General features: G+C 54.0%; 27 protein-coding genes. 14 read left to right on the top strand and 13 right to left on the bottom strand.

The window, feature by feature from the left end; all coding sequences use genetic code 11:
- Positions 1-199: 199 nt before the first annotated feature.
- On the bottom strand, positions 200-778 hold the full coding sequence (locus F8R23_RS05500) for a CoA pyrophosphatase (RefSeq protein WP_129934363.1): 579 nt from the start codon (positions 776-778) through the stop codon (positions 200-202).
- Entirely contained in the window at positions 775-2,148 is a 1,374-nt protein-coding gene (pabB, locus tag F8R23_RS05495) for an aminodeoxychorismate synthase component 1 (protein WP_151415365.1), read from the bottom strand. Before pabB ends, F8R23_RS05500 begins: the two co-directional genes overlap by 4 nt.
- A gap of 443 nt (positions 2,149-2,591) precedes the next feature.
- On the opposite strand from pabB, the gene F8R23_RS05490 reads away from it, so the two are divergent.
- Both F8R23_RS05490 and F8R23_RS05485 read left to right on the top strand, forming a co-directional pair.
- Positions 2,592-3,599 carry a glycosyltransferase gene (locus tag F8R23_RS05490; protein WP_129938235.1) on the top strand — a complete coding sequence of 336 codons (1,008 nt, stop codon included), beginning with the start codon at positions 2,592-2,594 and terminating at the stop codon, positions 3,597-3,599.
- A 63-nt stretch (positions 3,600-3,662) separates the two neighbouring features.
- The gene (locus F8R23_RS05485; protein WP_129934366.1) at positions 3,663-3,911 is read left to right on the top strand and encodes a YoaH family protein; all 249 of its coding nucleotides are present in this window, start codon (positions 3,663-3,665) and stop codon (positions 3,909-3,911) included.
- Positions 3,912-3,944: 33 nt separating this feature from the next.
- Here the strand turns inward: F8R23_RS05485 and purT are convergent, their stop codons facing one another.
- Entirely contained in the window at positions 3,945-5,123 is a 1,179-nt protein-coding gene (gene purT, locus F8R23_RS05480) for a formate-dependent phosphoribosylglycinamide formyltransferase (protein ID WP_129934367.1), read from the bottom strand.
- 242 nt (positions 5,124-5,365) lie between these two features.
- Between purT and dbpA the strand changes: the two genes are divergently transcribed.
- The 4 genes from dbpA (at position 5,366) to yebF (ending at position 7,938) form a co-directional block, all read left to right on the top strand.
- Positions 5,366-6,748: an ATP-dependent RNA helicase DbpA gene (gene dbpA / locus F8R23_RS05475; protein ID WP_099064291.1), complete on the top strand. Its 1,383-nt coding sequence runs from the start codon at positions 5,366-5,368 to the stop codon at positions 6,746-6,748.
- A gap of 88 nt (positions 6,749-6,836) precedes the next feature.
- Entirely contained in the window at positions 6,837-7,160 is a 324-nt protein-coding gene (locus F8R23_RS05470; protein ID WP_099064290.1) for a YebG family protein, read from the top strand.
- Between the two features lie 39 nt (positions 7,161-7,199).
- On the top strand, positions 7,200-7,508 hold the full coding sequence (gene yqfB / locus F8R23_RS05465) for a N(4)-acetylcytidine aminohydrolase (protein ID WP_129934368.1): 309 nt from the start codon (positions 7,200-7,202) through the stop codon (positions 7,506-7,508).
- A 70-nt stretch (positions 7,509-7,578) separates the two neighbouring features.
- A complete protein-coding gene (gene yebF / locus F8R23_RS05460) occupies positions 7,579-7,938 on the top strand; it encodes a protein YebF (RefSeq protein ID WP_129934369.1) in 360 nt (119 codons plus the stop codon).
- 95 nt (positions 7,939-8,033) lie between these two features.
- Here the strand turns inward: yebF and F8R23_RS05455 are convergent, their stop codons facing one another.
- The 5 genes from F8R23_RS05455 to mdtH all read right to left on the bottom strand — a co-directional run bounded on the left by F8R23_RS05455 (position 8,034) and on the right by mdtH (position 12,731).
- Entirely contained in the window at positions 8,034-8,597 is a 564-nt protein-coding gene (locus F8R23_RS05455; RefSeq protein ID WP_099064287.1) for a lipoprotein, read from the bottom strand.
- A 146-nt stretch (positions 8,598-8,743) separates the two neighbouring features.
- Entirely contained in the window at positions 8,744-10,384 is a 1,641-nt protein-coding gene (locus tag F8R23_RS05450) for an ABC1 kinase family protein (RefSeq protein WP_129934370.1), read from the bottom strand.
- 29 nt (positions 10,385-10,413) lie between these two features.
- Positions 10,414-11,061 carry a glutaredoxin 2 gene (gene grxB, locus F8R23_RS05445; protein ID WP_129938234.1) on the bottom strand — a complete coding sequence of 216 codons (648 nt, stop codon included), beginning with the start codon at positions 11,059-11,061 and terminating at the stop codon, positions 10,414-10,416.
- A 129-nt stretch (positions 11,062-11,190) separates the two neighbouring features.
- Positions 11,191-11,439: a hypothetical protein gene (locus tag F8R23_RS05440; RefSeq protein WP_129934372.1), complete on the bottom strand. Its 249-nt coding sequence runs from the start codon at positions 11,437-11,439 to the stop codon at positions 11,191-11,193.
- An 86-nt stretch (positions 11,440-11,525) separates the two neighbouring features.
- Entirely contained in the window at positions 11,526-12,731 is a 1,206-nt protein-coding gene (mdtH, locus tag F8R23_RS05435) for a multidrug efflux MFS transporter MdtH (RefSeq protein WP_129934373.1), read from the bottom strand.
- A gap of 345 nt (positions 12,732-13,076) precedes the next feature.
- On the opposite strand from mdtH, the gene rimJ reads away from it, so the two are divergent.
- The 4 genes from rimJ (at position 13,077) to murJ (ending at position 16,886) form a co-directional block, all read left to right on the top strand.
- The gene (gene rimJ, locus F8R23_RS05430) at positions 13,077-13,661 is read left to right on the top strand and encodes a ribosomal protein S5-alanine N-acetyltransferase (RefSeq protein WP_085117187.1); all 585 of its coding nucleotides are present in this window, start codon (positions 13,077-13,079) and stop codon (positions 13,659-13,661) included.
- A gap of 9 nt (positions 13,662-13,670) precedes the next feature.
- Positions 13,671-14,315, top strand: a complete 645-nt coding sequence (locus tag F8R23_RS05425; RefSeq protein WP_129934374.1) for a YceH family protein — start codon at positions 13,671-13,673, stop codon at positions 14,313-14,315.
- Positions 14,308-15,228 carry a Gfo/Idh/MocA family protein gene (locus tag F8R23_RS05420; protein WP_151415363.1) on the top strand — a complete coding sequence of 307 codons (921 nt, stop codon included), beginning with the start codon at positions 14,308-14,310 and terminating at the stop codon, positions 15,226-15,228. The genes F8R23_RS05425 and F8R23_RS05420 overlap by 8 nt, the downstream gene beginning before the upstream one ends.
- Positions 15,229-15,350: 122 nt before the next feature.
- Positions 15,351-16,886 carry a murein biosynthesis integral membrane protein MurJ gene (gene murJ / locus F8R23_RS05415; RefSeq protein WP_129938232.1) on the top strand — a complete coding sequence of 512 codons (1,536 nt, stop codon included), beginning with the start codon at positions 15,351-15,353 and terminating at the stop codon, positions 16,884-16,886.
- 75 nt (positions 16,887-16,961) lie between these two features.
- Here murJ and argS read toward each other — a convergent pair whose 3' ends face one another.
- Positions 16,962-18,692, bottom strand: a complete 1,731-nt coding sequence (argS, locus tag F8R23_RS05410; protein ID WP_112348386.1) for an arginine--tRNA ligase — start codon at positions 18,690-18,692, stop codon at positions 16,962-16,964.
- An 897-nt stretch (positions 18,693-19,589) separates the two neighbouring features.
- Here argS and F8R23_RS05405 point away from each other — a divergent pair.
- Entirely contained in the window at positions 19,590-20,153 is a 564-nt protein-coding gene (locus F8R23_RS05405; protein ID WP_129934377.1) for a VOC family protein, read from the top strand.
- Here the strand turns inward: F8R23_RS05405 and F8R23_RS05400 are convergent.
- Positions 20,150-21,301 (bottom strand): MalY/PatB family protein, encoded by a 1,152-nt coding sequence (locus tag F8R23_RS05400; RefSeq protein ID WP_129938231.1) that lies wholly within the window; start codon positions 21,299-21,301, stop codon positions 20,150-20,152. The genes F8R23_RS05405 and F8R23_RS05400 overlap by 4 nt on opposite strands.
- 101 nt (positions 21,302-21,402) lie before the next feature.
- Between F8R23_RS05400 and cutC the strand changes: the two genes are divergently transcribed.
- The 3 genes from cutC (at position 21,403) to F8R23_RS05385 (ending at position 24,371) form a co-directional block, all read left to right on the top strand.
- A complete protein-coding gene (gene cutC / locus F8R23_RS05395) occupies positions 21,403-22,161 on the top strand; it encodes a copper homeostasis protein CutC (RefSeq protein WP_017893093.1) in 759 nt (252 codons plus the stop codon).
- A gap of 519 nt (positions 22,162-22,680) precedes the next feature.
- Positions 22,681-23,082, top strand: coding sequence for a hypothetical protein (locus tag F8R23_RS05390; RefSeq protein WP_129934379.1), 402 nt, complete (start codon positions 22,681-22,683; stop codon positions 23,080-23,082).
- Entirely contained in the window at positions 23,079-24,371 is a 1,293-nt protein-coding gene (locus F8R23_RS05385) for an FKBP-type peptidyl-prolyl cis-trans isomerase N-terminal domain-containing protein (protein ID WP_129934380.1), read from the top strand. Before F8R23_RS05390 ends, F8R23_RS05385 begins: the two co-directional genes overlap by 4 nt.
- 39 nt (positions 24,372-24,410) lie before the next feature.
- Here F8R23_RS05385 and cmoB read toward each other — a convergent pair whose 3' ends face one another.
- The 3 genes from cmoB to F8R23_RS05370 all read right to left on the bottom strand — a co-directional run bounded on the left by cmoB (position 24,411) and on the right by F8R23_RS05370 (position 26,621).
- Entirely contained in the window at positions 24,411-25,382 is a 972-nt protein-coding gene (cmoB, locus tag F8R23_RS05380; protein ID WP_151415361.1) for a tRNA 5-methoxyuridine(34)/uridine 5-oxyacetic acid(34) synthase CmoB, read from the bottom strand.
- Entirely contained in the window at positions 25,379-26,122 is a 744-nt protein-coding gene (gene cmoA, locus F8R23_RS05375; protein WP_151415360.1) for a carboxy-S-adenosyl-L-methionine synthase CmoA, read from the bottom strand. The genes cmoB and cmoA overlap by 4 nt, the downstream gene beginning before the upstream one ends.
- A gap of 103 nt (positions 26,123-26,225) precedes the next feature.
- A complete protein-coding gene (locus F8R23_RS05370) occupies positions 26,226-26,621 on the bottom strand; it encodes an MAPEG family protein (RefSeq protein WP_085117161.1) in 396 nt (131 codons plus the stop codon).
- Positions 26,622-26,653 lie beyond the last annotated feature (32 nt).

Below are 26,653 nucleotides of genomic sequence, written 5' to 3'. Positions count from 1 at the left end.
CTTAAATAGTGGTTTATTCCGGACGGTGGTATTTTACAGGTATTTCGTAAGGTTGAAGAGAGGGTTTACAGTTTTTTTAAAACTCTGATAGACAGGAAGGTAGTTGAAAAAACAAACCAATGGAGTGATGACGATCGCTTTACCCACGCCAGTGGTACAGGTAACCGTTTGGCTTGTGATGGGGGTCACATTATTGGCGTTAAATGCTGACCTGCTGCGCCAGTCGTCGAATGATGGCGGCAGTCAAACCCCAGACAAACTGGCTCTGATACCAGGACAAATAAATGCGGTGCGAATGGCCGGCACGCTGAATATCCAGCGGGTAATAGCGCGAAAGTGTCAGCGCTTCGTGCAGCGGCATTTCAAACACGTCGGCCACTTCGTCTTCATTGGCGAAAAATTGCACATCGGGTGAGATCAAGCCGACCACCGGGGTCACCTGAAAACCGGTGCTGCTGTCGAGTGGGGTCAGTTGTCCCAGAATGGTCACTGCCTGTGAGGGGATTGCCACTTCCTCCTGAGCTTCGCGCAGGGCGGTGATAATTGCCGAGCCGTCTTCAGCATCTGTTTTACCGCCCGGAAACGCCACCTGGCCCGGGTGTTTGCGCAGTGAATCGGCTCGGCGTGTCAGTAACAACGTGGGTTCGGGGCGACAGATAATCGGGATCAGTACCGCGGCCGGTCGAACGTTATGTGAGATCTGCGCTGCCTGTGGCAGTTGCAGTTGAAAGCGGCTGATAAAGGCCGCCAGCGAGGCCGGATAAGTCGGTGGATTCACGAAGCGATAAACTCCCCCAGTTGCGGCAGGATGCGGCCGACTTTATCAAAGGTTTCCTGGTATTCCGCCTGTTCCTGGCTGTCGGCGACGATGCCGCCCCCGGCAGAACAATATATACGGCCGTTTTCGGTGATCAGGGTGCGGATCGTGATATTGGTGTCCATGGTGCCGCAGGCGCTGATATACCCGATGCTGCCGCAGTAGGCATTCCGTCGCTGGGGTTCCAGTTCTTCAATAATCTCCATCGCTCGCACCTTGGGCGCACCGGTGATGGACCCCCCAGGGAAACAGGCGCGCAGCAGCTCGGTCGCCGGAGTGTGTTGCGGCAGGGTGGCGGTAATGGTGCTGACCAGATGATGCACCGCCGGGAAAGGTTCGACCACGAACAGTTCGGGAACCCGCACGCTGCCCGGTTCGGCGACGCGGCCGATATCATTGCGTAGCAAATCGACAATCATCAGATTCTCCGCACGGTCTTTGGCGGAATTCGCCAACCGTTGCGCCTGCTGTGCATCCTGTTCAGCATCGGCCAGCCGCGGCAGGGTGCCTTTGATGGGGCGGGTTTGGATCCGTTGATTCTCCAGCCACAGGAAACGTTCGGGTGAAACGCTCAGCACGGCGTTATCCGGCAGACGCAGGAAGGCAGAGAAGGGCGCGCGATTGCTGGCGCTCAATTGCTGAAAGGCTTGCCATTCATCGCCCTGATAATCGGCAGCAAAACGTTGCGCCAGATTGATTTGATAACAGTCGCCACTGCACAGGTAATGCTGAATGCGCTGGAACTTTTCACCATATTGCCGTCGCGTCATATTGGCCTGCCAGGGGCTGGTCAGGGCAAATGCCGACCGGGGCGCGGGTTGTTGGCTGTGAAGCCACTGCCAGCGCTGCTCTACATCAGCATGGCTGAGCAAGGTTAGCCTTTGTTGGTGGTGATCTGCTATCAATGCCCAGTCATAAATGCCGACCGCCATGTCCGGTAACGCGATATCCGCCAGTGCCCGCTGCGGCATTTTCTCTACCCGGCGGCCTAAATCGTAACCGAACAACCCGAGGGCCCCGCCCTGGAACGGTAGGTCGGTATCCGCATCCGGCTGCAGGTTCTGTTGTTCCAACTGCTGTTGTAACAGGCTGAAAGGATCTTCCGGCGACTGCCAGCAGGCTTCACCGCGGCGGATCTCGGTGAGAGGGCCGCGCGTGGTCAGAGTGGCACAGGGCGCCGCGACCAGAATATCAAACCGGTTATGTGAGTGTTCGGCAAAACCAGAATGTAGCAACATCGCCCAAGGCTGTGAGGCCAGTGGGGCAAATAGCTCCAGCAGGGCGGTGCGGGTGTAGGGTAAAGACTTAATATTCGGTGCGGTTGCGCTCATGGGCCTCAATAAACCTGACTGACGGGGCGGCTGTTTCTGCAGGCTATTCTGCCATATTCAGCCGGTTGGCGCATGCTCTGGCTGCACGCTACACGGCACACTTCATATAAACCGCGAGTAAACAATTTTGCAAATGAAGCATTTTTTGCGACTTTGGCTATAATCCAATATGTTAAAAACTACATCAGTGAGTATCTAAGATATTTCATCGGATTCGATGATTTGAATTTCAAACACCAAACTTCATTATTAGTTTCTTTCGGTTATTGTTTTTGCTTGTTATCAGCCATCTGTGAAAGTAAAGAGATTAAAATATAAATGGTAACAAGACGCATTTGTGCCTGCGACTTTGTCGGTTGGCCTGTGCTTTAATTAATTTAATTGCACCCTGATATTTTCTAAAAATAGAAATATTCATTCGTTACCTTTGCGAAGAGCTGCCTATGCCCCTAATGCTGAGTGTCATTGTCCCGTTGCACAACGTGGGTAAATTGTTTGAACCGTTTCTGGCATCGCTGCTGGCACAAGATGAGCAGCGGCTGGAGGTAATCATTGTTAATGATGGTTCTACCGACGGCTCTGGAGATATCGCTCATCGCTATGCAAAGCAACATCCACATATTACCGTCATCGATCAGCTTAATGCCGGCGTGTCTAATGCGCGTAATGCCGGGTTAGCGATCGCCAGGGGTAAATATGTGGCGTTCCCCGATGCTGATGATTTATTGGCGCCTGAAATGTATTCAACGCTGGTAGAATTGGCCGAGCAAAATCAATTGGATGTTATGCAGTGTAACGGTGAGCGTTATTTCACCGACGCAGATGAACTGCAGCCGATTATTCCGCTAAAAAGATTGGGCGACACCGGTGTTATTAGCGGCGCCCAATGGCTGGAACGCGCACTAAAATCAAGAAAGTTTATTCATGTGGTCTGGCTGGCGGTGTATCGCCTTGATTTTATTAAGCTGCACCGGTTGTATTTCGAACCGGGTTTGCATCATCAGGATATTCCCTGGACGACCGAAGTGATGTTTAATGCGCAGCGGGTGAAATACCTTAGCAAAGCGCTGTATCGCCAGCGGGTGCACGATCAATCGATCAGTAATCGCCGCCGCACGGGTAAGGCAAACGTAGAGTATCAGCGTCATTACATGAAAATCGTGGCCATGCTGGTGGCGCTTAACCAGCGCTATGCCGACAAAATCGACATTCGCCCGGCGTTCCACTGGCAGATCACCCGCGAGGCATTGGGCATTTGCCACAGCATTCGCCGTGAACCTGAACTGGCGGCGCAGTGCCAGATCACCGATGAGTTCTATCAAAATGGCATCGATCGGGCGATGGTTGACAACGCACGCGGGCTCAAACAGGATTGGCACGTCATTCTCTGGCTGCACCGTCTGAAGCAGTGGCGACACGGCGACTCACGTTCACTGCAGGCTACTGAATAACAGACGTAGGGTTCTGCCGGTTAAAGGCGTATACTCAGCCTCCATTTTGCCGGAGAGAAACACATGCTTGCAGGTATGCCGTCACTGAGCCATCTAGAGCAGCAGGAAGCTGCGGACCGTATCCATCTGTTGATGGAACAAGGCATGAGCAGTGGTGAAGCCATCGCGCGCGTCGCGCAGGAAATCCGCGAAAAACATCAGGGTGACCAGGTTAGCGTCATGTTTGATGACGAAGACGACGACGAAGAAGAGTATCAGGAACGGCCGGACGACCAGGCTGACGATGACTCGGAAGAAGACGAAAACTATTGATGTTGCAGGGGCCGGCAAGCCGGCCCCAAAGCGTTAACCTTCAATCACCACCGCCGCCGCGGCCAATTTGGCCGACTCCACCGCCAGCTCTATATTTTCTGCCGTAGCCAGCGCGACACCCATCCGACGTTGACCGTTAATTTCCGGCTTGCCGAACAGACGCAGTTGATTGTGGCCGACCAGCGCGCGATCCAGACCGCTGAAACGCAGATCACTGCTGGTTAGCTGTGGCAGGATCACCGCAGAGGCTGAAGGGCCGAACTGGCGAATGGCACCAATCGGCAGACCGAGAAAAGCGCGAACATGCAGCGCGAATTCTGACAGGTCTTGTGAAATCAGAGTTACCATGCCGGTATCATGTGGACGCGGTGAAACTTCGCTGAAGATCACCTCATCGCCACAGACAAACAGCTCAACGCCAAACAGGCCAAAACCCCCCAGCGCCTTCACCACATTTTCTGCAATCGCCTGCGCGCGGCTCAGCGCCAGTTCGCTCATCTGCTGTGGCTGCCATGACTCACGGTAATCGCCATCCTCCTGACGATGGCCGATCGGTGCGCAGAAATGCACGCCATCGACTGCGCTGATGGTCAGCAGGGTGATTTCAAAATCGAACCTCACCAGGCCTTCGACAATTACCCGGCCACCGCCGGCGCGCCCCCCCTGTTGGGCATAATCCCAGGCGGTTTGCAGCTGTTCCGGGTTGCGGATCAGGCTCTGGCCTTTGCCGGAGGAGCTCATCACCGGCTTGATAATGCACGGGTAGCCGATTTCATCGACTGCCTGCCGAAATGCAGGTTCGCCGTCGGCAAAGCGGTAACTGGAGGTCGGCAAGCCGAGGGTTTCTGCGGCCAGACGACGGATGCCTTCGCGGTTCATGGTCAGACGGGTTGCTTCGGCACAGGGTACTACGTGGTGTCCTTGTTGTTCCAACTCGACCAGCATACTGGTGGCGATAGCCTCGATCTCCGGCACGATGTAATCAGGACGTTCCTGCTCAATCACGGCTTTCAGCGCGTTGCCGTCCAGCATGTTAATCACGTGACTGCGATGTGCCACGTGCATGGCGGGGGCGTCGGCATAGCGATCAACGGCGATGACTTCGAGGCCCAAACGCTGGCATTCGATAGCAACTTCTTTACCCAGCTCGCCGGAGCCGAGCAACATAACGCGGGTGGCGGACGGGCGCAGGGCGGTTCCAATAGTTAACATAGTCTGGTACCTGGATCTGTGGCGTGTAACGCGGTCTGATAATGGCCTCGCAGTATATACGAAAACGTTTGCGTGTGCAGCCGGAGGCTATTGTGCTGTCGGTGAGAGGAGGAAAAGGCGCGGGGCGCGGCTTTTTTTATGCGTGAAATCCGTAATCCAGCCTATCTCTGTTATCATCTGCGGCTGATTCGGTGCTGCCGTGGGCGCGCCGCCATTCCATTTGCCATATAAGAGTTATCGCCGTGAGCACAGTATCTTTTTCTTCCCTGCCGCTGCCAGCCGAACAGTTGGCCAACCTCAACGAACTGGGGTATGCCGAAATGACACCGGTGCAGGCCGCCGCACTGCCCGCCATCCTGAATGGGCAGGACGTACGTGCCAAAGCAAAAACCGGCAGCGGTAAAACGGCGGCGTTCGGTATCGGTTTGCTGGACAAAATTAACGTCGCCCAGGTGGCCGCGCAAGCGTTGATCCTGTGTCCGACGCGTGAGCTGGCTGATCAGGTGAGCAAAGAACTGCGCCGTCTGGCACGCTTCACCCAGAACATCAAGATTTTGACCCTGTGCGGCGGCCAGCCTATGGGGCCACAGCTCGATTCGTTGGTGCATGCCCCCCATATCGTGGTGGGGACCCCGGGGCGCATTCAGGAACACCTGCGCAAGAAAACGCTGGTACTGGATGAACTGAAAGTGCTGGTGTTGGACGAAGCCGACCGCATGTTGGACATGGGGTTCGCCGATGACATCGATGACGTGATCAGCTATACACCGCCACAGCGTCAAACGCTGTTGTTCTCGGCAACCTATCCGAGCGGTATTGAACGCATCAGCGCCCGTGTGCAGCGTAGCCCGTTAAATGTGGAAGTGGACGACGGTGAAGAACAAACCACCATCGAACAACGCTTCTATGAAACCACCCGCGATCAGCGTCCTGCGGTGCTGGTGTCGGCAATCCGTCATTACCAGCCTTCTTCCTGCGTGGTGTTCTGTAACACCAAGCGTGACTGTCAGAGCGTGTATGAAGCGCTGGAAGCTCGCGGCATTAACGTGCTGGCGCTGCATGGCGATCTGGAACAGCGCGATCGTGACCAGGTGCTGGTGCGCTTTGCCAACCGCAGTTGCCGGGTGTTGGTGGCGACCGACGTCGCTGCGCGCGGTCTGGATATCAAAGAGCTGGAGCTGGTCGTCAACTATGAGCTGGCATTTGATCCGGAAATCCACGTGCACCGTATCGGTCGTACCGGCCGTGCTGGTTTGAGTGGCAAGGCTATCAGTCTGTGTACGCCGCAAGAAATGACGCGTGCGCATGCGATTGAAGAATATTTGCAGATTAAGGTTAAGTGGGCACCGGTATCTGAGCTGAGCGGTGCAGGTAATACCACCCTGGAAGCCGAAATGGTCACCCTGTGCATCGACGGTGGGCGTAAGGCCAAAATCCGTCCAGGCGACATTCTTGGCGCATTGACCGGCGATGCTGGGCTGACGGCGGCTGAAGTCGGCAAGATCGACATGTTCCCGGTACATGCCTATGTAGCGATCCGCAAGGAAAGCGCGCGCAAGGCACTGCAACAGCTTCAGCAGGGCAAAATCAAGGGTAAGAACTGTAAGGTGCGGTTGTTGAAATAAGTCGCGTCAGGGGTGCGCTTGCATCCCTGCGTAACATCACCTTATACTGTATAAAAATACAGTATTCTAACCTTTGAGGAATGCACACATGGCAGTTGAAGTTAAATATGTGGTGGTGAGAAACGGTGAGGAAAAGATGACTTTCGCAACCAAGAAAGAAGCCGACGCTTACGACAAAATGCTGGATCTGGCGGATAGCCTCGGTGAATGGCTGCAGCAGTCACCTCTGACCCTGGATGATGAGCAGCGTGAAGGGCTGAGCTTCTTCCTGGCGGAGAATAAAGACGTGCTGGGGCAAATTCTGCGCGGCGCTGCGCCAGCGGAAGCACCGAAGAAACCCGCCAAAGTGAAAACGGAAAAACCTGTCGCTACCACTAAAGAGGGATCTGCGTCAGAAAAGCAGGCAGCATAATGACTTATGTTGCGGCAATGTGATGAAAAAGGATCTAGAATGAGCCGTGAAATAACTTTCTTCAGCCGCTTTGAGCAAGATATTTTGGCCGGGCGCAAAACCATTACCATTCGGGATACCAGTGAATCCCACTTTCAACCCGGTGAGGTTTTACGCGTTAGCCGCAATGAAGACGACGTATTTTTCTGCCAGATTGAAGTGCTGTCAGTCACACCGGTGCGCCTGGAGGCGTTAACCGAGCTGCATGCCCGGCAGGAGAACATGTCGCTCAGCGAACTGAAGCAGGTGATCAAGGAAATCTATCCGGGGCTGGATGAGCTGTTTGTCATCACCTTCGCCAAACGCTGATCTGTTGCCAGGCCAGTTGTGAGCCAAGGGCCAATGCCTGCGGATAGCGTTAATCACAACTGGAGGGAATATGAAAACAACGGGACTGAGTTTGGCCGTAGCGCTGTTGGCTATGGCGGGTTTAACCACCACGGTACAGGCGCAGGAGCAACGCAGCGCCAAAGTGGCGCAATGCCAGGGGTTGCAACCGGCTGATGTTGCCGCTCAGGTGAAACGCGATTTTCTGCAAAACCGTATCACGCGTTGGGAATCAGATAAAAAGCTGCTTGGCACGGCCACCCCGATAGCCTGGATTAGCCCGGAAGCCATTACCGGTAAGGACGCCGTTTGGCAAGTTCCTTTGACGGTCCGCGGAACCAAACAGGATAAAATCTATAACGTGATCCTGGACTGTAACGCCGGTAAGATTACCTACAGCGAACCACAGTAATCACATGATTTTCAGGCGGCGCTGCGAATAGTTTGCCCAATTGAAAAAGACTCAGCCCGCCTTATCAGCGGGCTTTTTGTTTTAAACTGCGGCTCTTAGTCGGTAAACGGGATCACCAACTCACCCGGTTTCACTTCCAGACCTTTAGCCAGTTTCTTCGCCATCGCTTCGGTTTTACTGTTATCCGGGTTCAGCACGTAGGCCGGTTTTTGGTCGAAGTAGGATTTCAGCGACTGATTCAGGTAAGGCGTCAGCGCTTTCATCACCGTCTGCATCTTCTCCGGTTGCACGCTATAGTCGGTCAATTCCATGTCCTTCAGGAATACCGCGCCTTGCTCGCGGTCATAGACCGGCTGTGCCTTCAGCGTCAGCTTCAGGTCCGCGGTCTGTGGGCCGAGGATCGAGGTGATATTCACTTTCGCATCGCCGGAAAGGGTGACTTTGCCCGGTTCACTGCGGCCAATTTGGCTCTGCAACTGCGTCAGCACGATATTGGCGTCCAGCAATCCCGGCACGCCGATCTGCTTCTGGTAATCGTTATGTTTTTGCAGGTAGTCGTTCACTTCCTGCTCGCTGAGTGTGTACTGGGTCAGTTGGTTACAACCGACCATTGCGCCAACAAACGCCAGGGCTGCCACACCCATCAGAATCTTCTTCATTTTTGCCTCATAAATACTAACTGTGTAGCTAATTGATTTTTCATTATAAAGGGTAACCGACGGCTAAAGAAATCCTGCTCACCGGTGGATAACACAGATAGTGCGCGTGAAACCCGCCATGACCTATCGGATAACGCTGAAACTGTTTAGCGCCGTAACCGCAGTACCAGCAGTAATACGCCACCCAGACAAGCCAGCGCACCCAGCGCCGGAAACAGCGGAATGCCCCACAACCGCAACGAAGATTGCATCAGGTAGGGGGCCAGGCCGAGCGTGAAGGCGGCGGTGACAATAGCAATGGCCAGCGTGACGGCAGCCCGCTCCAGCGCTTTGCTTAACTGATCGAGGTTCTTGAGGTTGATATCGGCACTGATTTGCCCGCGTTTAAGGCGACGCATGAGCAGGCGGAGAGTTTGCGGAAGTTCTTCACTAGCGTCCAGTGCTTCACCGCCCAGCGCCAACATACGCCGACGCACCGCTTCAGGGGTGTAACGCTGTAACATGACCCGTTGCAGCATCGGTTTCAGGGTGGCGATGATATCGAAGTTGGGATCCAGTCGGTGCAATACGCCATCTGCGGTGATTAACGCCTTGAATAGCAAGACCAGATCCGGTGGCAGCGCTAGCTGATGTTCACGTGCCATCACCAGAAGATCGGTCAACGCCTTGCCCAGTGTCAAGGTTGCGGAGGCCTGCTTGTCGAGAAAGTTTTGTGCCGCCAGTTCCAGATCCAGCAGATCCAAAGGATCGCTGTCCGACCAGGCGATCAGGGTATTGACGATGCCGCCGGATTCTCGTTCAGCGATGGACTGCAGCAACAGCAGCAACTGATTACGCCGCCGCTCGGAAAGCTGGCCCACCATGCCGAAATCGATAAAGCCGACGCGATTATCTGCCAACGCCATCACGTTACCTGGGTGTGGGTCGGCGTGATAAAGACGGTGTTCCAGCACCATTTTCATAAAGGCCTGGGCGCCGCGCTGGGCGAGAAGCGGGCCATCAAAGCCGTCGGTGGCCAATTGCTGTGGGTTTTCCGGCGCGATACCGGGCAGAAACTCCTGCACCAGCAGACGTTTTGACGACCATTGCCAGTAGATTTTCGGTATCACTACGTCGGGCTGTTGGGCAAATTGCTGGGCTACCCGTTCACAGTTATTGCCTTCGTGCGTCAGGTCCAGTTCATGATTAAGCGCAGTCGCCAGCGCTCGTACCATCTGCCGTGGGCGATAGCGAGCCAGCGCCGGACTTTGCTGCTCCACGGTTTCCGCCAGATAGGCCAGCAGGCGCAAATCGGCGTGAATGGTTTTCGCCAGACCGGGGCGTAATACTTTGATTACCACCGCTTCACCGCTGTGCAGGCGAGCGCGGTAAATTTGTGCCATCGAGGCGGCGGCCAGAGGGGTTTCGTCAAACTCGGCAAACAGGCTGTGTGGCGAGGCGCCTAAATCTGCGGTTATCTGCGGCGCCAATTCGCTCCAGGACAGGGTAGACGCCTGGCTGTGCAGGCGATCCAGTTCGTCGGTCCAACTGGGATCCAGCAGGTCGGAGCGGGTAGCCAGGATCTGGCCGAATTTGACAAAGGTCGGCCCCAGCGCTTCCAGCGCGGCGCGCAGGCGTTGCGGCAAGGTTTGGCTATCTTGCGACTCACTGCCGCCTTCACCGTCACTTAGCAAGGTACCCAGGCCGAGCAGGCGGATCACGTCCTGCAACCCGTAGCGGATTAGCACTGCGGAGATTTCTTTCAGCCGTGCCCGATCGCGGGCGGTGACCAGCACCATTTTCAACATTTGCGCGCTATATCCTTATTGCGAGAAGATCACTGTTCCATATCGAACAGCAGCGGAATATCACTGCGCTGTGCCATACGGTTACGATAGGCTTCAACGTTATCCGGCAGTGTCAGTCCGGCAACAATCGACAGCGAACGCAGCAGGGGGAATAGGTGAATATCGTCCTCCGACAGGCTGCCATTGACGGCTTCAGGGGAAACAATCAGCCCGGAAAGCGTTTGAAGATCGGTCTCCAGTTGGGTAATCAGATCGGCGCTGTCGGCCAGATGCGCGGAAAAGTCACCGATCGAGGCTTGTTTCTTGTCGGTAAAATACTGACGGGCGCTGTCGGTGGCGAACTCTTCGAAGTCGGCGTTGGCGAAGCGCGGCAGCAGTAAGTTGAGGCTGTAGCTACCGACGTGTTGCAGCCAGTCGGCGATTGCCGGGTTGGTTTTACCGGTCAGCAGCGGCTTGCCGTCGAGATTATCGATGTAATGCACGATATCCATGCTTTCCGGCAGATAGTTGCCGTCGTCTTTTTGCAAAATGGGCGCCATTTTCTTGCCAATCATGCTGACCGGCGTTGCCTCATCATCATTGAGCAGAGTGACCAGGCGGACGGGCAGGTTTTTCAGGCCAAAAATCATGCGGGCTTTAACGCAGAATGGGCAATGATCGTAGATAAACAGTTTCATGCTTGCTCCGGTTGTCAGGTTTTAATAGCAATAGTTATCACAGCATACTGAGGCTGTCGCGAAGAGTTCTTGCTGGAAGGTGCGTTATTATTGTATTACCCGCGCATCTGCGCGGGTCAAAGCAGGGGGTTATTTTTTGGTTGGCACGGAATTGATCACTTCTATCAGGTGCATACGCGCTTCTTCCAGATCGATTTTATCCCGCTCGTTGGTGGCGTTAACGATCTGCAACTGTTTGATGATGTCACTCTTCAGGTCGGCATTCCCAGCGATGATATGGGCCAGCGCTTTTTCTACCAACGTTGAGCGTGCGTAGATCATCCGCAGGTTCAGTACCATGTGTTCCAGCAGCTGCGGTAATTTTGATTCATCAGTCATCGCCAACTTCTCCTGTTTATGTTTTTACTAACAGGATAGCAGCTATAGGAAATTCGGCTGATTTTCTGGCAACTTAGAGAAAAACCTTAGCCTCCGGGAGCAATTGCCGGCGCGCTACTGCGTGGATTGAACTGCCAATAAAGTGCGAACAGGGTAATAAAGCCCACGATACCGAGCAGGAACCACGGCAGTTCCGGCATGTTCATCGCATGGCCGGTGTCGTACATCCAACCGCCGCCGGTATAACCCAATGCGCCGCCTAATGCCAGCCCCAGGCGGCTGAATCCCATATAACTGCCGCGTGCGCGTGGATCGGCCAGCGAGGCGCTGAGGGTTTCACGCGCCGGTTCGGCGATGATCGAGCCGAGATAGAAACAGCAAATCAGGGTGAAGACGCCCTGCAGGCTGGTCGCCAGCCCGACCGGCATCAGGCTGAGGGTCATCAGCAGCAGGCCCGCTATTAACCGCTGTTCCAGCCGGAAACGTTTTTCGCTCCAGCGTGCCAACGGGTAGAGCAATGACAGCGACAGCACGGCCTCAATGGCATACATCCATTTTACCGCCGCAGGTGAACCGGCGATTTCATTAACCACGATCGGCAGCATCAGCATCACCTGTACCGACAGCATGTAGTAGCCGGTAAGGGTCAATACGTAGGTCAGGAAACGCCGATCGCGTAAGACGCGCATCATACCTTCTTTCATTGGGGTGCGAACGGTAGAAATACGGTAGGCCGGCAGCAACCAGGCGTTCCAGCCCGCTGCCAGCACGAAAATACCCGCACCGACCCAACAGACAAAGTGGAAATCATATTGCAGCAACCAACTGCCGATCAGAGCGCCAATCACCGCGCCGGCACTGTCCTGCATCATCAACAGAGAATAGAAACGGCCGCGCTCGTGTGGACGGGTGAGCTTAATCACCAGGGCGGTGCGAGGTGGGTCAAACAGCGTGCCGCCGAGGGCAGAAAGGGCACAGGAGAACCACAGTAGCCAGGGTTGATCGGCCATTGCCATGGTGGCAAAACCGGCGGCACGCATCAGCATACCGGTGACAATCATCGGTTTAGCGCCGAATCGATCGGCTATTGCCCCGCCGAAGATGCCCAATCCTTGCTGGATCAATTGTCGCAAACCCAGTGCGGCACCGACCACCACGGCCGCCCAGCCAAGCTGATCGACAAAGCGAATCGAAATAAGCGGGAAAACCACAAAAAAGCCTAAAACCACTAACAGGTTATCGAGTAATAAAAAGTATTTACCCAAGCTCCGAGCTTGCGATACCAGAGACATGCTTCACCACGAGCAATTAAAGGGGGGAGGAGTGCGACTGCTCTAGTTTGTACCCAATCCCGGGTTGCCGATAGGGGCGAGGTAGATAATATTTTTTTATCGTCAATATGTTGGCTGAACAGCAAAACAGCACGAAAATAGCCGTAAAATGACTAATCGGTTATTTACTGAGCGGCCGGAGTTTTACCTGCGGGGCAGGCTGCGGTTATATTAAATGAGGGTAAGTGCGGTTCTGCGCTGGTGTTTGAGAAATAATGGCTCAGGATAGGTTCGTCGCAGGATGAATATCCGGACGTGTGCCCAATAAATACTTCTTATCGAACCGTTCTGACCGCGGGGGAAATGATGTTTGGCTATCGCTCTGCATCACCAAAAGTACGCCTCACCACCGACCGACTGGTTGTCCGTTTAGTCCATGAACGCGATGCCTACCGGCTGGCCGAATACTATGCCGAAAACCGAGCCTTCCTCAAACCCTGGGAGCCGGTACGGGATGAAAGCCATTGTTATCCTTCCGGCTGGCAGGCGCGGCTGGGGATGATCACCGAAATGCAAAAGCAGGGCAGCGCCTACTACTTTATCCTGCTCGATCCGGAAGAACATGAAGTACAGGGCGTGGCTAACTTCAGCAACGTACTGCGTGGCTCGTTCCATGCCTGTTTCCTTGGCTATTCGCTGGCCGAAAAATGGCAGGGGCAAGGGCTGATGTATGAAGCGCTGCAGTCCGCTATCCGTTATATGGTGCGTCAGCAGCGAATGCACCGCATTATGGCCAACTATATGCCGCACAATCAGCGCAGCGGCGCATTGTTGACCCGCCTGGGATTTGAACGTGAAGGTTATGCCAAGGACTATCTGCTGATCGACGGGCAGTGGCAGGATCACGTACTGACGGCATTAACCAATAAAGAATGGCTACCGCCACGCTAAGGCCAAATAATGAAATATGAATTAAACGCTAAAGAAGCCAGGGTGATTGGCTGCCTGTTGGAAAAGCAGGTCACCACGCCGGATCAGTATCCTCTTTCCCTCAATGGCATTCAGCTTGCCTGCAACCAGAAAACCAACCGCGAGCCGGTGATGGAACTGACGGAAAGCGAAGTTCAGCAGATCCTCGATTTGCTGCTGAAGAAACATTTTCTGCGCACCTTGAGCGGCTTCGGCAATCGGGTGGTCAAGTATGAGCACCGCTTCTGCAATTCGGAGTTTGGTCAGCTAAAGCTGTCTGCTGCCGAGTTGGCAGTGATTGCCACCTTGCTGCTGCGTGGCGCGCAAACGCCCGGTGAACTGCGTACCCGTACCAATCGCATGCATGAATTTAATGACGTCACCGAAGTGGAGCAGGTGTTGGCGAGCCTGAGTGCTCGTGAAGATGGGCCCTTTGTGGTGCGATTGGCGCGGGAGCCGGGTAAGCGTGAAAGCCGATTTATGCATTTGTTTAGTGGCCAAATTGACGAGGCACCGACAGAAGCACTCCCGGCCAATGACGCCGAATTGAACGAACGCGTGAGCGCACTGGAAAACGAAGTGGCGCAGCTCAAGCAACAACTGCAGGCGCTATTGGCTCGGGGGACGGATGAGTAAATTACGTATTGGTGTGGTTGGGCTGGGTGGTATTGCGCAAAAAGCCTATTTGCCGATCCTCAGCCAGGCGGCGGACTGGACGCTGGTCGGCGGATTTTCGCCTAATCAGCAAAAGGCGCAGCCGGTTTGCGACAGCTATCGCATGACCTGTTTTTCGCGGCTGGACAGCCTGGCACAGCAGTGTGATGCGGTATTCGTGCACAGCAGCACCGCCAGTCATTTTCAGGTGATCGAGGAGTTGCTACGTCTTGGCGTCCACGTTTATGTCGACAAGCCGCTGGCGGAGACGGTAGAGCAGGGCGAACAGTTGATCGCGCTGGCGGAAAAACAGAGTAAAACGCTGATGGTGGGGTTTAACCGTCGTTTTGCGCCACTGTATCGTCAGTTAAAGCAACAGATGCAGCAACCGGCGTCGATTCGCATGGACAAACATCGCGCCGACAGCGTTGGGCCAAACGGCCTGCGTTTTACCCTGTTGGACGATTATCTGCACGTGGTGGATACCGCGCTGTGGTTGGGTGGCAATGCGGGGACATTGCTTAGCGGTAGCCTGCGTGCTACGGATGCCGGTGAGTTGAGCTATGCCGAGCATCATTTTGCGTGCGGTGAAACACTGGTCACCACCAGTATGCATCGCCGGGCCGGCAGTCAGCGTGAAAGCGTGCAGGCGGTAACCGATGGTGCGCTCTATCAGTTGAACGATATGCGCCAGTGGTTGCGGGAAGACTCACAAGGCGTACTGGAGCAACCGGCGCCAGGCTGGCAAACCACGTTGGCACAGCGCGGCTTTGAAGGCGCGATCCGCCATTTCATTGCCGCTGTCAGCAATCAGACGGTGCCGGAAACCGCCGGCGAGCAGGCAATTTCCGCCCAAAGGGTGATTGAAAAACTGCTGCGTGATGCCGGTTTATAAGGTAACCCCATGTAACATATGGCAGTAGCTATTCTGCCGTGGACGGGTAAACTTAGCCGATAGTTTTACTGACGCCTGCTGATGCAGGCGTCGACATTTACAGGGCACATCAGAAAAACCACATGAACCTACTAAAATCATTGGCCGCCGTCAGCTCTATGACGATGTTTTCGCGGGTGTTGGGCTTTGCCCGTGACGCTATCGTGGCGCGGGTATTTGGCGCCGGTATGGCAACAGATGCCTTCTTCGTGGCGTTCAAGCTGCCCAATCTGCTGCGGCGTATTTTTGCCGAGGGGGCATTTTCGCAGGCGTTTGTGCCGATCCTGGCCGAATATAAAAACCAGCAGGGTGAAGAGGCGACGCGGACCTTTATCTCCTATGTCTCCGGGCTGTTGACGCTGATACTGGCGCTGGTGACGGTGTTGGGCATGTTGGCCGCGCCCTGGGTTATCTACATTACGGCTCCGGGTTTTGCCGATTCGCCGGACAAGTTTGCCCTGACGTCGTCACTGTTGCGCGTCACCTTTCCCTATATTTTGTTGATATCGCTGGCCTCGCTGGTCGGCTCGATCCTCAATACCTGGAATCGTTTTTCGATCCCGGCATTTGCGCCGACGTTATTGAACGTCAGCATGATCGGTTTTGCGCTGTTTGCCGCCCCTTACTTCAATCCACCGGTGATGGCGCTGGCCTGGGCGGTGGTGGTTGGTGGGGTACTGCAACTGGGTTACCAGCTTCCGCACCTGAAGAAGATCGGCATGTTGGTGCTGCCGCGCATCAAGCTTGGCGATGCCGGCGTATGGCGCGTGATGCGTCAGATGGGACCGGCGATTTTTGGTGTTTCGGTGAGCCAGATCTCACTGATTATCAATACCATTTTCGCCTCGTTCCTGGTTTCAGGTTCGGTTTCCTGGATGTACTATGCCGACCGTTTGATGGAGTTTCCTTCCGGCGTACTGGGCGTGGCACTGGGGACTATTCTGTTGCCGTCACTGGCGAAAAGTTTCTCCAGTGGTAACCACGACGAGTATTCACGGCTGATGGATTGGGGCCTGCGCCTGTGCTTCCTGTTGGCGCTGCCGAGTGCGATTGCCCTGGGTATTTTGGCCAAGCCGCTGACCGTTTCGCTGTTCCAGTATGGCAAATTCAGCGCCTTTGACGCTGCCATGACTCAGCGCGCGCTGGTGGCCTATTCAGTCGGACTGATGGGGCTTATCGTGGTCAAGGTGTTGGCACCTGGGTTCTATTCGCGCCAGGACATTAAAACGCCGGTTAAAATTGCCATTATCACGTTGATTTTGACTCAGGTGATGAACCTGATGTTTATCGGGCCGTTGAAACATGCCGGGCTTTCGCTGTCGATTGGTCTCGGGGCCTGTATTAACGCCTCGCTGCTATACTGGCAGTTGCGTAAGCAGAAGATTTTCCACCCACAACCGGGTTGGGCGATGTTCCTGACCAAGCTGGTGATTGCGGTGATTGTGATGTCGGTAGTCCTGGTGGGTATGATGTGGCTGATGCCGGCCTGGGATCAGGGCAATATGCTGGAGCGTTTGCTGCGTCTGGCGTTGGTGGTGGTCACCGGCGTGGTAGCTTATTTTGGTGTGTTGGGCGGTTTGGGCTTCCGCCCTCGCGACTTTGCCCGTCGGGTGGCATAAACGGATATCTCTGTCACCAATACAGTAAAAAGGGTCGCCTCTCGGCGACCCTTTTTCGTATTCAGCCTTGATGGCTTACATACGTTCTACGGTTTCGATACCCAGCGTATCCAGACCGGTTTTCAACGTCTTGGCGGTCAACAGCGCCAGCTTCAGGCGGCTCTGACGTGCTTCTTCGCTGTCCGCATTCAGGATCTGGCAGTGTTCGTAGAAGCCGGAGAACAGGCCCGCGAGGTCGTACAGGTAGCTACACATTACGTGCGGAGTGCCTTCGCGCGCCACAGTGGTGATCACTTCTTCAAACTGCAGCAGACGGGTCGCCAGAGTGATTTCACGCTCTTCGGTCATTACCAACGGCAGAGTCAGATTGCTTTCGTCAATCCCTGCGCGCTTGAATACGGAGGCCACGCGGGTATAGGCATACTGCATATAAGGTGCGGTATTGCCCTCAAACGCCAGCATGTTGTCCCAGTCGAAGATGTAGTCGGTAGTGCGGCTTTTTGACAGGTCGGCGTATTTAACCGCACCGATGCCCACGGCATTGGCCAGGCTTTGCATTTCTTCCGCCGGCATGTCCGGGTTTTTCTCGGCAATCAGTTTACCGGCGCGATCCACAGCTTCATCCAGCAGATCGGACAGTTTCACAGTACCGCCTGAGCGGGTTTTGAACGGCTTGCCGTCTTTACCCAGCATCATGCCGAACATGTGGTGTTCCAGTGACAGGCTGTCCGGGATGTAGCCGGCTTTGCGCACGATGGTCCAGGCCTGCATCAGATGTTGGTGCTGACGTGAGTCGATGTAATACAGCACGCGATCGGCACCCAGCGTTTCATAACGGTATTTGGCACAGGCGATATCGGTGGTGGTGTACAGGTAGCCGCCATCCTTTTTCTGGATGATGACGCCCATTGGTTCGCCGTCTTTGTTCTTGTATTCGTCGAGGAAGACCACGGTAGCGCCTTCGCTTTCCACCGCCAGGCCCTTGGCCTTGAGATCGGCAACGATGCCTGGCAGCATCGCGTTGTACAGGCTTTCACCCATCACGTCGTCTTCGGTCAGGGTGACGTTCAGACGGTTATAGGTCAGCTGATTTTGCGCCATGGTAATGTCGACCAGCTTGCGCCACATCTTCAGGCAGTATTGATCGCCGCCTTGCAGCTTCACCACATAGGCGCGAGCGCGTTCGGCAAAATCGGCGTCTTCATCGTAGTGCTTCTTCGCTTCACGATAAAACTGTTCCAGATCGGACAAGTCCATATTGCTGGCATTTTCGTTCTGCATTTTTTCCAGATAGGCGATCAACATGCCAAACTGGGTGCCCCAGTCGCCGACGTGGTTGGCGCGGATCACTTTATGGCCCAGGAACTCCTGGGTACGTGCGGCGGCGTCACCGATGATGGTGGAACGCAGGTGGCCGACGTGCATTTCTTTCGCCACGTTAGGGGCAGAGTAGTCAATAACGATGGTTTGTTGTTTAACCGGGGCAATATCCAGTTTGGGGGCGCTCAGCACGCGATCGGCTTGCTGCGCGACCCATGAACTGTTCAGGAAGATATTGATAAAGCCGGGACCGGCGATTTCTACTTTGCTGGCGACGTCGCCGAGATCAAGCAGTTGCACCACTTTCTCCGCCAACTGGCGCGGTGGCATGCCAAGTTTCTTGGCAACGGACATCACGCCATTGGCCTGATAGTCGCCAAACTGCGCTTTTGCGGACTGACGGACCTGGGCTTCGCAATCGGCGGGTGCGCCTGCGGCAATCAGCGCCTGGCTGACTTTATCTGAAAGAAGAACCTGAATATTCACCGGGTTACCTTAATGACGAACGAGGGGCCGTGTGCCATGCCCCTGCGGGATTCAAAGGTGGTTTTCTGGCTGCGCGTCAAGACGGCGGCCCACCACAAAACAGCCTGTAATTGTAACCGATCTGATGGGTTACGTCAGCAGTTGACGCGGGAGGATTAGGTGAAAGTCGGGGTTCATAAATGCCCGCCTGCTATGAGTGAAAAATGCAGATGGCAATGTGGGGTGCATACGAGAAAAGACATGAATGGGATAAAATGGAATCAGTGAGGTTAGTGTTTTTTCTTTCGACGGCCAGCATCCAGCGTGTTATTGCGACGCGATTTAAAGTGGCGATATATCGCATAGGCAGCAATGACTACCAATAGCAAAGAAACTATTAAAAGGAACATAAGTGATTATCTCTAACTCAATTTTCACTAAAGTAGCTCAATTGATATTTTCAAGCAATTATGTCGCTTCTGTTTAGGAAGATTCTCAGGTGCAGTGATGGATAAAACACCTTAAAAACAGTATGTTGGTGTTTTTATTTGAGTCTGTCTCCATTTTTCTCGTTAGGGGTTAACTATTTCTTAAGCTTTTGTAAGTAACGGATGGCGTGAATTTTCTTACTTAATAAGTTAGTAATGTCTTCAACATTCCTGTCATAAGAAAAAGCTATAAACTTATGCTGCAACTATTTTCATGAATTAAAAACCAGGAAAGGCTAAGCCAAAGTGTAATAAAAATCGAGGAAATTATTCTTTTGTGCTTTTTATGACAAATGAATGGCAGATTTATTCTGGCGTGGAAATTTGAACCAGAAAATGGCCACTTTCCCCGTCAGCCGAGTGGATAGCTACGCCTCCGGCGTGTAAATTACCCTCCCTGAAAACCGCTTTCCGTAGTTGCGAGGATCCTATGACCACCTTCCCGGCGATTGCCGAACTGAATGATTTAGCGCTGGACCTGCCACGCTTTGAACTGGCGCTGAGCCGGTTTGCCGAAAAACTACACTTGGATTTGTCCCAGTTTACGGCCGATCATATTTCGGTCCGTTGCCACCAAATCACCACGGCCGATCGCTGGCGGCAGGGGTTGCAGCAGTGTGGCTCACTGTTGTCAGAGTCGATGATTAATGGTCGTCCGATTTGTTTGTTTGATCTCCGGCAGCCACTCGAGGTTGGACCTTGGCTGATTGACTGCGTGGAGCTTCCTTATCCCGGCGATAAACGCTATCCGCACGAGGGCTGGGAACATGTGGAACTGGTGCTGAGCGGCGAACCGGCCACCTTGTATGCGCGGGCGTTGAGTCATTTACCTGATGAAGCGTTGCTGGCACCTGGGATTAAATTGAAGCAGAGTTCACCGCAGGGGGAGGGCGAACGTTTGCCGAACCCAACCCTGGCGATCACCGACGGTACGGTGACCATCAAATTTCATCCTTATTCGATCCGGGACATTGTCGCCAGCGAACACGCCTAATTTGGCATCAGCGCCTGGGTTGCCAGCGTCATGCGATCCAGCGCCTGGAGCAACAACTCGCGCCGACAACCGAAATTTAAGCGGACAAAGCGTCGGTTGCCAAAATCCAGCCCCGGACTTAAACCGACTCCGGCCTGCTCAAAGAAGGCGTGCGGGTTATCAACCGTCAGTTGGCTGCAGTCGATCCAGGCCAGATAAGTGGCTTCGATGGGCTGCAGCAACAGTCCGGGCATGGCATTAATACGCTCGGTCACCAAATCACGGTTGGTGCGCAGATAACTCAACAGCGCGTCCAACCAGTCTTGGCCATGCTGGTAGGCGGCCTGGGCGGCAACCAGCGCCAGTACGTCCACCTCCGGCACGATGCCACTGCGCGCACGGACCAGCTTTTGCCGTAACTCGGGATTGGGAGTAATCGCCATCGAGGCGCCCAGCCCGGCAATGTTGAAGGTTTTCGACGGCGACATCAGCGTGATGCTGCGCTGGGCCGCGTCTTCATTCAAGGTAGCAAAGGGGATGTGTTCGCAGCCAGGTTCAAGCAACAGGTCGCAATGAATTTCATCCGAACAGACGATCAGATCATGGGCCTGGGCAAACGCGTGTTGCTGCACTAGCTCCTGTTTGCGGTAGACGGTGCCACCTGGGTTTTGCGGATTGCACAGCAACAGTAATTTCTCATCGCCACTGAGCTGCCCAGCGATGGCATTGAAGTCTAACAGCCAGCGACGGTGGTGCAGGGTTAAGGGCACCGACAGCTGTGAGCGACCTGCGAATTTTGCCGCCTTGCGAAACGGGGGATAAATCGGTGACGGAGCCAGGGTGCCTTCACCTTCGGCGGTAAAAGCGCGCACGCATAAATTAAGACCGCAAACCATTCCAGGCAGGAAAATCAGCCATTCGGGGTTGATACGCCAGCCGTAGCGCTCTAGCATGCGGCGGGTAAAAACCTCAATGAGTTCATGGGAGGGATGACTGTAGCCGAATACTGCATGCGATACGCGCTGCTGTAATGCGTCGATGATAGCCGGCGGTGACGGGAAATCGGTATCGGCGACCCAGAGTGGAATGATGTCGCGGTCACGATATTTATCCCACTTAACGCTGTCACTGTGACTACGGTCTACCCATTGATCAAAATTGAATGCCATAGTTACTACCCTGTATAGGTTTATACCTTTGTATCAGCCTACGAGATAAATGGAAAAATTAACAATTGCCGTCGCAGGTTAGCCGTCATCTGGGGGTGACAATGATTAAACTGGAAGTTTGCTGCTATAGCGTCGATTGCGCGCTGACGGCTGAGCGGGCAGGTGCCGATCGCATAGAATTGTGTGCCAGCCCGAGTGAGGGCGGTTTGACACCCAGCTACGGCTCATTACGCCTGGCGCGCGACAGAGTCAGCGTGCCGGTGCATCCTATTATTCGCCCACGTGGCGGAGATTTTTGCTACGGTGCGGTGGATTTCGACGTAATCAAGCATGACATTGCACAGATCCGCGACATGGGTTTTGCCGGTGTGGTGGTCGGCATGCTGGATGAAGAAGGGCATATCGACCTGCCGCGCATGCGTGAAGTGATGCGCTTGAGTGGCAATATGGCGGTGACCTTTCATCGCGCGTTTGATATGTGCCAGAACCCGATGGTGGCGCTCAGTCAACTAACTCAGTTGGGCGTGGCGCGGATACTGACTTCCGGCCAGCAGCAAAATGCGGAGCTGGGTTTACCCTTGCTGCGTGATCTGCTGCAGGCCAGTCAGGGGCCGGTAATTATGGCCGGCGCCGGCGTGCGCCTGAGCAATCTGCATAAATTTGTCGATATCGGTATTCAGGAGCTGCACAGTTCATCCGGTCATGCGGTGCCTTCGACCATGCGTTATCGCAAAGCCGGCGTGACCATGTGTTCAGACAGTGAGTTTGATGAATTTAGCCATTATTGCGTGGATGGCGAAATGGTCGAAGCCATGAAAAACTCGCTGGCGCTGGTCGATCCGCTGGTGCAAAGTGCCTAATAGCTAATAGATAGCCAAGGGGGCAGCCGTAGAGGTTCGGGCTGTCCCCGTGGCGCCACTCTCCGTATGTATTCCTTCCGTATCTACCGTTAATATAAAATCGGTAAAGCAAGTTTTTATGTCAAAAATATATCGGCCACTCGCGATGTGATACCCATGGCGGAATACAATAATTTTTCATCTGGGATTTGTTTTTCTGGGTGATATTATGTATTCCCTTGAATAAGTTATTATCAGCTGATAGATTTTGTTTTTTAATGTCGGATGGCATTATTTTTATAGATTAATTTGATGGCAGTTATTTGTTTTGTGAATGTATTTAGTTGAATGCTAACGGTACCTTGTTTTTATTTTAACTGCTTTTATTCTATGTTATTAATTTCATTTGTTTATTAATTTCAAATGCCGTTAGCGATACCTGTGTTGCAGTATGGCTACTGCGACCTGTCTCAACGCGCCAAGTGGCCGTTATGGACATAAACTGAAGTCCTTTTGGACTTAATAATGGAGATAAAAACAATGACCAGATCGGCATATTGCCTAACCGCTACACTTCTGTTAGCCATGACATTGACCGGATGTCAAAAGGTCAAACATCCCGTGACCGCCGTGAATAAAATTGGTGCAACGGAAACGATAGAGCAAGATAAAAAACAACGCGAGGCCGAACGTATACAGCAATGTCAACATGAACTTGAGGCCATGAGAAATATGGATCCAGAGAAGTACAAAAAATTCAAACTCGAATTTGACACTTTGATGAGCGGCGCAGCGCAATATACCGGAGTACGATCAAGTGTCACGATGGATACTCAGGAAACTGTTGATTCGCTTTATCGCTATCGCATTAGCCGCACTTGCGCTGATATCAGCGCCACCATGATGACCAGCCTCGCCGATCGGGGAGAACGCATACAATGACCTCTTGTTCCCGATTGACTCTTTTTGGCTTAATGCTGCCGCTGATGGTGGCGCCGGGCTTGCTCTATGCGGATGACGGCGTACCCGTTTTGCTGCAGTTTGCAGAGCAATATCACCGGCAGGAGCCACAGCAAACCCCGGAGGACAAGTTACCTCCGGCCAAGACACCGCCCCCAAAGCCCGTGAGCAAGGGGGGCCAGACGCGAGAGCTTTCCGTGCGCCAGCAGCAGCAATTGGCGGCAGCCCGGGCGACACTGCGTGAAAAAGAAGCTCAACTGGAGCATCAGCAGGCCAGAATACAGTCTTTGCAGCAGGAGTTAACGGCATTGCGCGCGAAGGCACCAAATAAGGTGATGTCACAACAGGATATTACCGAATTAACTAAGTTCGCCAGCGGTATACGACAGGCGTTTAATTTGACGCCGAAGGAACAACAGATGCAGGCGCTAATCGCAAAGACGCAGCAGGCGTTGGAACAGCAAAAGTCTGAGGCCGCCAAGGTGATAAGTGGGCTTCAGCAGCATATCACGCAGCTTCAGGATAAGGATCTGCAGCAGGCGAAACAGTCTGATGAAGCGCAGGTCACCGCTAATCGGGTGCAAAAAAACCTGCGTGACGAAATCGAAGGGTTGCGTTCCCAGGGCAGACTCTTGCTGGACCGTCAGGCATTGGACAAAGACCGTGATCGGCAGAGTTATGCCGCCGGTGTGGCACTGGGACGAGATATTCAGACCCTGCTGACCGAACGTAAAAACTGGGGTATTGATCCCGATAGGACCGCACTGTTAGCCGGCGTGATTGACACTTTCAATGGGCAGTATCAATTGAGTGAAAAGCTATTGGCAAGCTCACTGACGGAATCAGAACAAGCCGTGAATGTTGCCAGAAACCAGGTGCTAATGGATCAGCGCGCCAAGGGCGAATCTTTTGTCGCTGAATTCAAAAAGAAGAAAGGGGCAAAGAAATCGTCCTCCGGTTTCTGGTACCGGATTGACTACCCGGGCGACGGAGCCATCGCTGAAACCTCTCGGGTAGATGTGGTGGTAAAAGAAACGCTGACCGATGGACTCGTCATTCAGGATATGGAGAGCAGTGGGAAGGTACTTTCCCAGTCGCTGTCGGCTTTCCCGCCGTTATTCCGTGAAGCCATCGGTTACCTGAAAAATCATGGTTCACTGACGATGGTGGTTCCGCCAGAGTTGGCCTATGGAGAGGCGGGCTACGCGCCACAAATCCCACCGGATGCCACTATGGTGTATGAACTGCGGATTGTGGATGTCGACAAGTGATAATACAGGGCCTGGTCTCCCAGGCCCGATTGGCAAGCATTAAGGTTTTTTGGCCACCAGCACGGCGCGTAGCGGGGCGGGGTAACCTTCGATGGTTTTGCCCGGGTCGTTGGGATCGAGGAACTCGGCCAATGACTCGCTGGTCATCCAGTCGGTGCGGCGTTGCTCTTCGGTGCTGGTCACGCACATGTCGGCGATTTTCACATCGACGAAACCGCACTTCTCCAGCCAGCACTTCAGCGCTTCGGCAGACGGAATAAAATAGACGTTACGCATTTGCGCATAGCGGTCACCGGGTACCAACACTTTATTGCGGTCGCCTTCTATTACCAGGGTTTCCAACACCAGTTCACCTTCGTTGACCAATTGGTTTTTCAACTGGTAGAGGTGATCCAACGGCGAGCGGCGGTGATACAACACACCCATCGAAAATACCGTGTCGAAGGCGGCCAGTTCCGGCAGTTGCTCAATGCCGAGTGGCAACAGATGAGCGCGCTGATCGCCGCCCAGCAGTTTACGCACCGCTTCGAACTGACACAGGAATAACTGCATCGGGTCGATGCCGACCGCCAACTGCGCACCGGCGCCTAGCATGCGCCAAAGGTGATAACCGCTGCCGCAGCCGACATCAAGAATGGTACGACCGACCAGCGGTGAAATGTGCGGTAAAACGCGATCCCATTTCCAGTCTGAATGCCATTCGGTATCGATATCGATGCCATACAGCGAGAACGGCCCTTTGCGCCACGGCATCATGGTGCGCAGCATTTTTTCGATGCCTTCCAACTGACCGGGTGACAGTGGGGGAGCCATCTCGGCACGCACGCCGTTCAGCAAATCCAGACGGGTCGGCGTCAGTGCCGGCAGGTGTTCAACCGAATTAAACCACTGTTTGAACTTGCCATGCAGCGACTCACGCTGCCAGGCGCTAAGCTGCGCGGGCAGGGTATCGAGCCAATGGCTGAGGTTGCTTTTTGCGATGCGTTGATAAAAATCACCAAACTCAATCATGCTGCCGCCCCCGATTTCAGGGCGATCAGTGAACCGAAGTTAAAGCACTGGAACCAGACTTCGGCGTGTTCAAAACCGGCCTGTTTCAGACGGGTCTTGTGGGCGGCAACGGAGTCGGTCAGCATGACGTTTTCCAGCATGCTGCGCTTCTGGCTGATTTCCAGTTCGCTGTAGCCGTTGGCGCGTTTGAAATCGTGATGCATGTTGAACAGCAACTCACCGACGTCGGTATCTTCAAAGCTGAATTTCTCCGACAACACTAGCGCGCCACCCGGACGCAGCCCGCGGTAAACCTGTTCCAGCAGGCGCAAGCGAACGGCCGGCTCCAGGAATTGCAGGGTGAAGTTAAGCACCACCATGGAGGCGTTTTCGATGTTGATATCGAGGATATCGGCCTCGATCACTTCTACCGGGGTGTCGGCGCGGAAGGCGTCAATATGGCGGCGGCAGCGTTCCACCATCGCCGGGGAATTGTCTACGGCAATGATGTTGCACCCGGCCACCTTGATATTCCTTCGCATCGACAGCGTTGCTGCGCCCAGTGAACATCCGAGGTCATAGACCTGGCTGTCGGACTGAACGAAACGTTCGGCCAGCATGCCAATCATCGAAATGATATTGGAATAGCCGGGTACGGAACGCTGGATCATGTCAGGGAACACTTCAGCGACGCGTTCGTCGAAGGTCCAGTCGCCCAGTTTGGCGATTGGGGCAGAAAAAAGAGTATCGCGGTTTGGCATGGCGGCAAATCAGTTCAGAATTCGAAGGCGCATATGCTAACAGAAAATGGCAAGAAAGAGCAGCGGAAGCAGGCGGCGTAACCGCCTGAGGACGAGCAGGGGATTAATGAAGGCTGAAAATAAGATCCCACGGCAGATAGAAAATATTGGCCAGTACCATCAGCACCAATGAAATATAGGTGGCCGCCATACCTGAACGGCGCCAGCGAACCTCTCGATTACGTAAACCGTAGTAATGCACCAGGCGGCCGGCCATCAACATCAGGCCACAAATATGGATCATCCATACTTCAGCGCCGTTCATTTCCATGATCACCAGTAAAACGGCGGCAATAGGAATGTATTCTACGGCATTACCGTGAACGCGGATGGCGGTCTGTAGCTCATAAAAGCCGCCGTCTCCGTAAGCGACACGGTATTGCATCCTTAGCCTAACCACGTCATATGAGAGTTTGATTAACAACAATGCGCCGAGCACGACATAAAGCGCGCTTACCATTTTTAACTCCATTCCCTAACCAAAACTGGCAG

Origin of the sequence: Serratia proteamaculans, assembly GCF_008830365.1 — a bacterium.
Taxonomy (GTDB): Bacteria; Pseudomonadota; Gammaproteobacteria; order Enterobacterales; family Enterobacteriaceae; genus Serratia; species Serratia proteamaculans.
The sequence above is the reverse complement of the archived record's forward strand: the minus strand, read 5'-3'. Positions and strand labels throughout refer to the sequence as shown.

Bases quoted from the DNA above. Each gene is read 5' to 3' on its own strand.
- pabB (WP_151415365.1), bottom strand. From the start codon at position 2,148: ATGAGCGCAACCGCACCGAATATTAAGTCTTTACCCTACACCCGCACC.
- F8R23_RS05490 (WP_129938235.1), top strand. From the start codon at position 2,592: ATGCCCCTAATGCTGAGTGTCATTGTCCCGTTGCACAACGTGGGTAAA.
- F8R23_RS05485 (WP_129934366.1), top strand. From the start codon at position 3,663: ATGCTTGCAGGTATGCCGTCACTGAGCCATCTAGAGCAGCAGGAAGCT.
- purT (WP_129934367.1), bottom strand. From the start codon at position 5,123: ATGTTAACTATTGGAACCGCCCTGCGCCCGTCCGCCACCCGCGTTATG.
- F8R23_RS05470 (WP_099064290.1), top strand. From the start codon at position 6,837: ATGGCAGTTGAAGTTAAATATGTGGTGGTGAGAAACGGTGAGGAAAAG.
- yqfB (WP_129934368.1), top strand. From the start codon at position 7,200: ATGAGCCGTGAAATAACTTTCTTCAGCCGCTTTGAGCAAGATATTTTG.
- yebF (WP_129934369.1), top strand. From the start codon at position 7,579: ATGAAAACAACGGGACTGAGTTTGGCCGTAGCGCTGTTGGCTATGGCG.
- F8R23_RS05455 (WP_099064287.1), bottom strand. From the start codon at position 8,597: ATGAAGAAGATTCTGATGGGTGTGGCAGCCCTGGCGTTTGTTGGCGCA.
- F8R23_RS05450 (WP_129934370.1), bottom strand. From the start codon at position 10,384: ATGTTGAAAATGGTGCTGGTCACCGCCCGCGATCGGGCACGGCTGAAA.
- grxB (WP_129938234.1), bottom strand. From the start codon at position 11,061: ATGAAACTGTTTATCTACGATCATTGCCCATTCTGCGTTAAAGCCCGC.
- F8R23_RS05440 (WP_129934372.1), bottom strand. From the start codon at position 11,439: ATGACTGATGAATCAAAATTACCGCAGCTGCTGGAACACATGGTACTG.
- mdtH (WP_129934373.1), bottom strand. From the start codon at position 12,731: ATGTCTCTGGTATCGCAAGCTCGGAGCTTGGGTAAATACTTTTTATTA.
- rimJ (WP_085117187.1), top strand. From the start codon at position 13,077: ATGTTTGGCTATCGCTCTGCATCACCAAAAGTACGCCTCACCACCGAC.
- F8R23_RS05425 (WP_129934374.1), top strand. From the start codon at position 13,671: ATGAAATATGAATTAAACGCTAAAGAAGCCAGGGTGATTGGCTGCCTG.
- F8R23_RS05420 (WP_151415363.1), top strand. From the start codon at position 14,308: ATGAGTAAATTACGTATTGGTGTGGTTGGGCTGGGTGGTATTGCGCAA.
- murJ (WP_129938232.1), top strand. From the start codon at position 15,351: ATGAACCTACTAAAATCATTGGCCGCCGTCAGCTCTATGACGATGTTT.
- F8R23_RS05405 (WP_129934377.1), top strand. From the start codon at position 19,590: ATGACCACCTTCCCGGCGATTGCCGAACTGAATGATTTAGCGCTGGAC.
- F8R23_RS05400 (WP_129938231.1), bottom strand. From the start codon at position 21,301: ATGGCATTCAATTTTGATCAATGGGTAGACCGTAGTCACAGTGACAGC.
- cutC (WP_017893093.1), top strand. From the start codon at position 21,403: ATGATTAAACTGGAAGTTTGCTGCTATAGCGTCGATTGCGCGCTGACG.
- F8R23_RS05390 (WP_129934379.1), top strand. From the start codon at position 22,681: ATGACCAGATCGGCATATTGCCTAACCGCTACACTTCTGTTAGCCATG.
- F8R23_RS05385 (WP_129934380.1), top strand. From the start codon at position 23,079: ATGACCTCTTGTTCCCGATTGACTCTTTTTGGCTTAATGCTGCCGCTG.
- cmoB (WP_151415361.1), bottom strand. From the start codon at position 25,382: ATGATTGAGTTTGGTGATTTTTATCAACGCATCGCAAAAAGCAACCTC.
- cmoA (WP_151415360.1), bottom strand. From the start codon at position 26,122: ATGCCAAACCGCGATACTCTTTTTTCTGCCCCAATCGCCAAACTGGGC.
- F8R23_RS05370 (WP_085117161.1), bottom strand. From the start codon at position 26,621: ATGGTAAGCGCGCTTTATGTCGTGCTCGGCGCATTGTTGTTAATCAAA.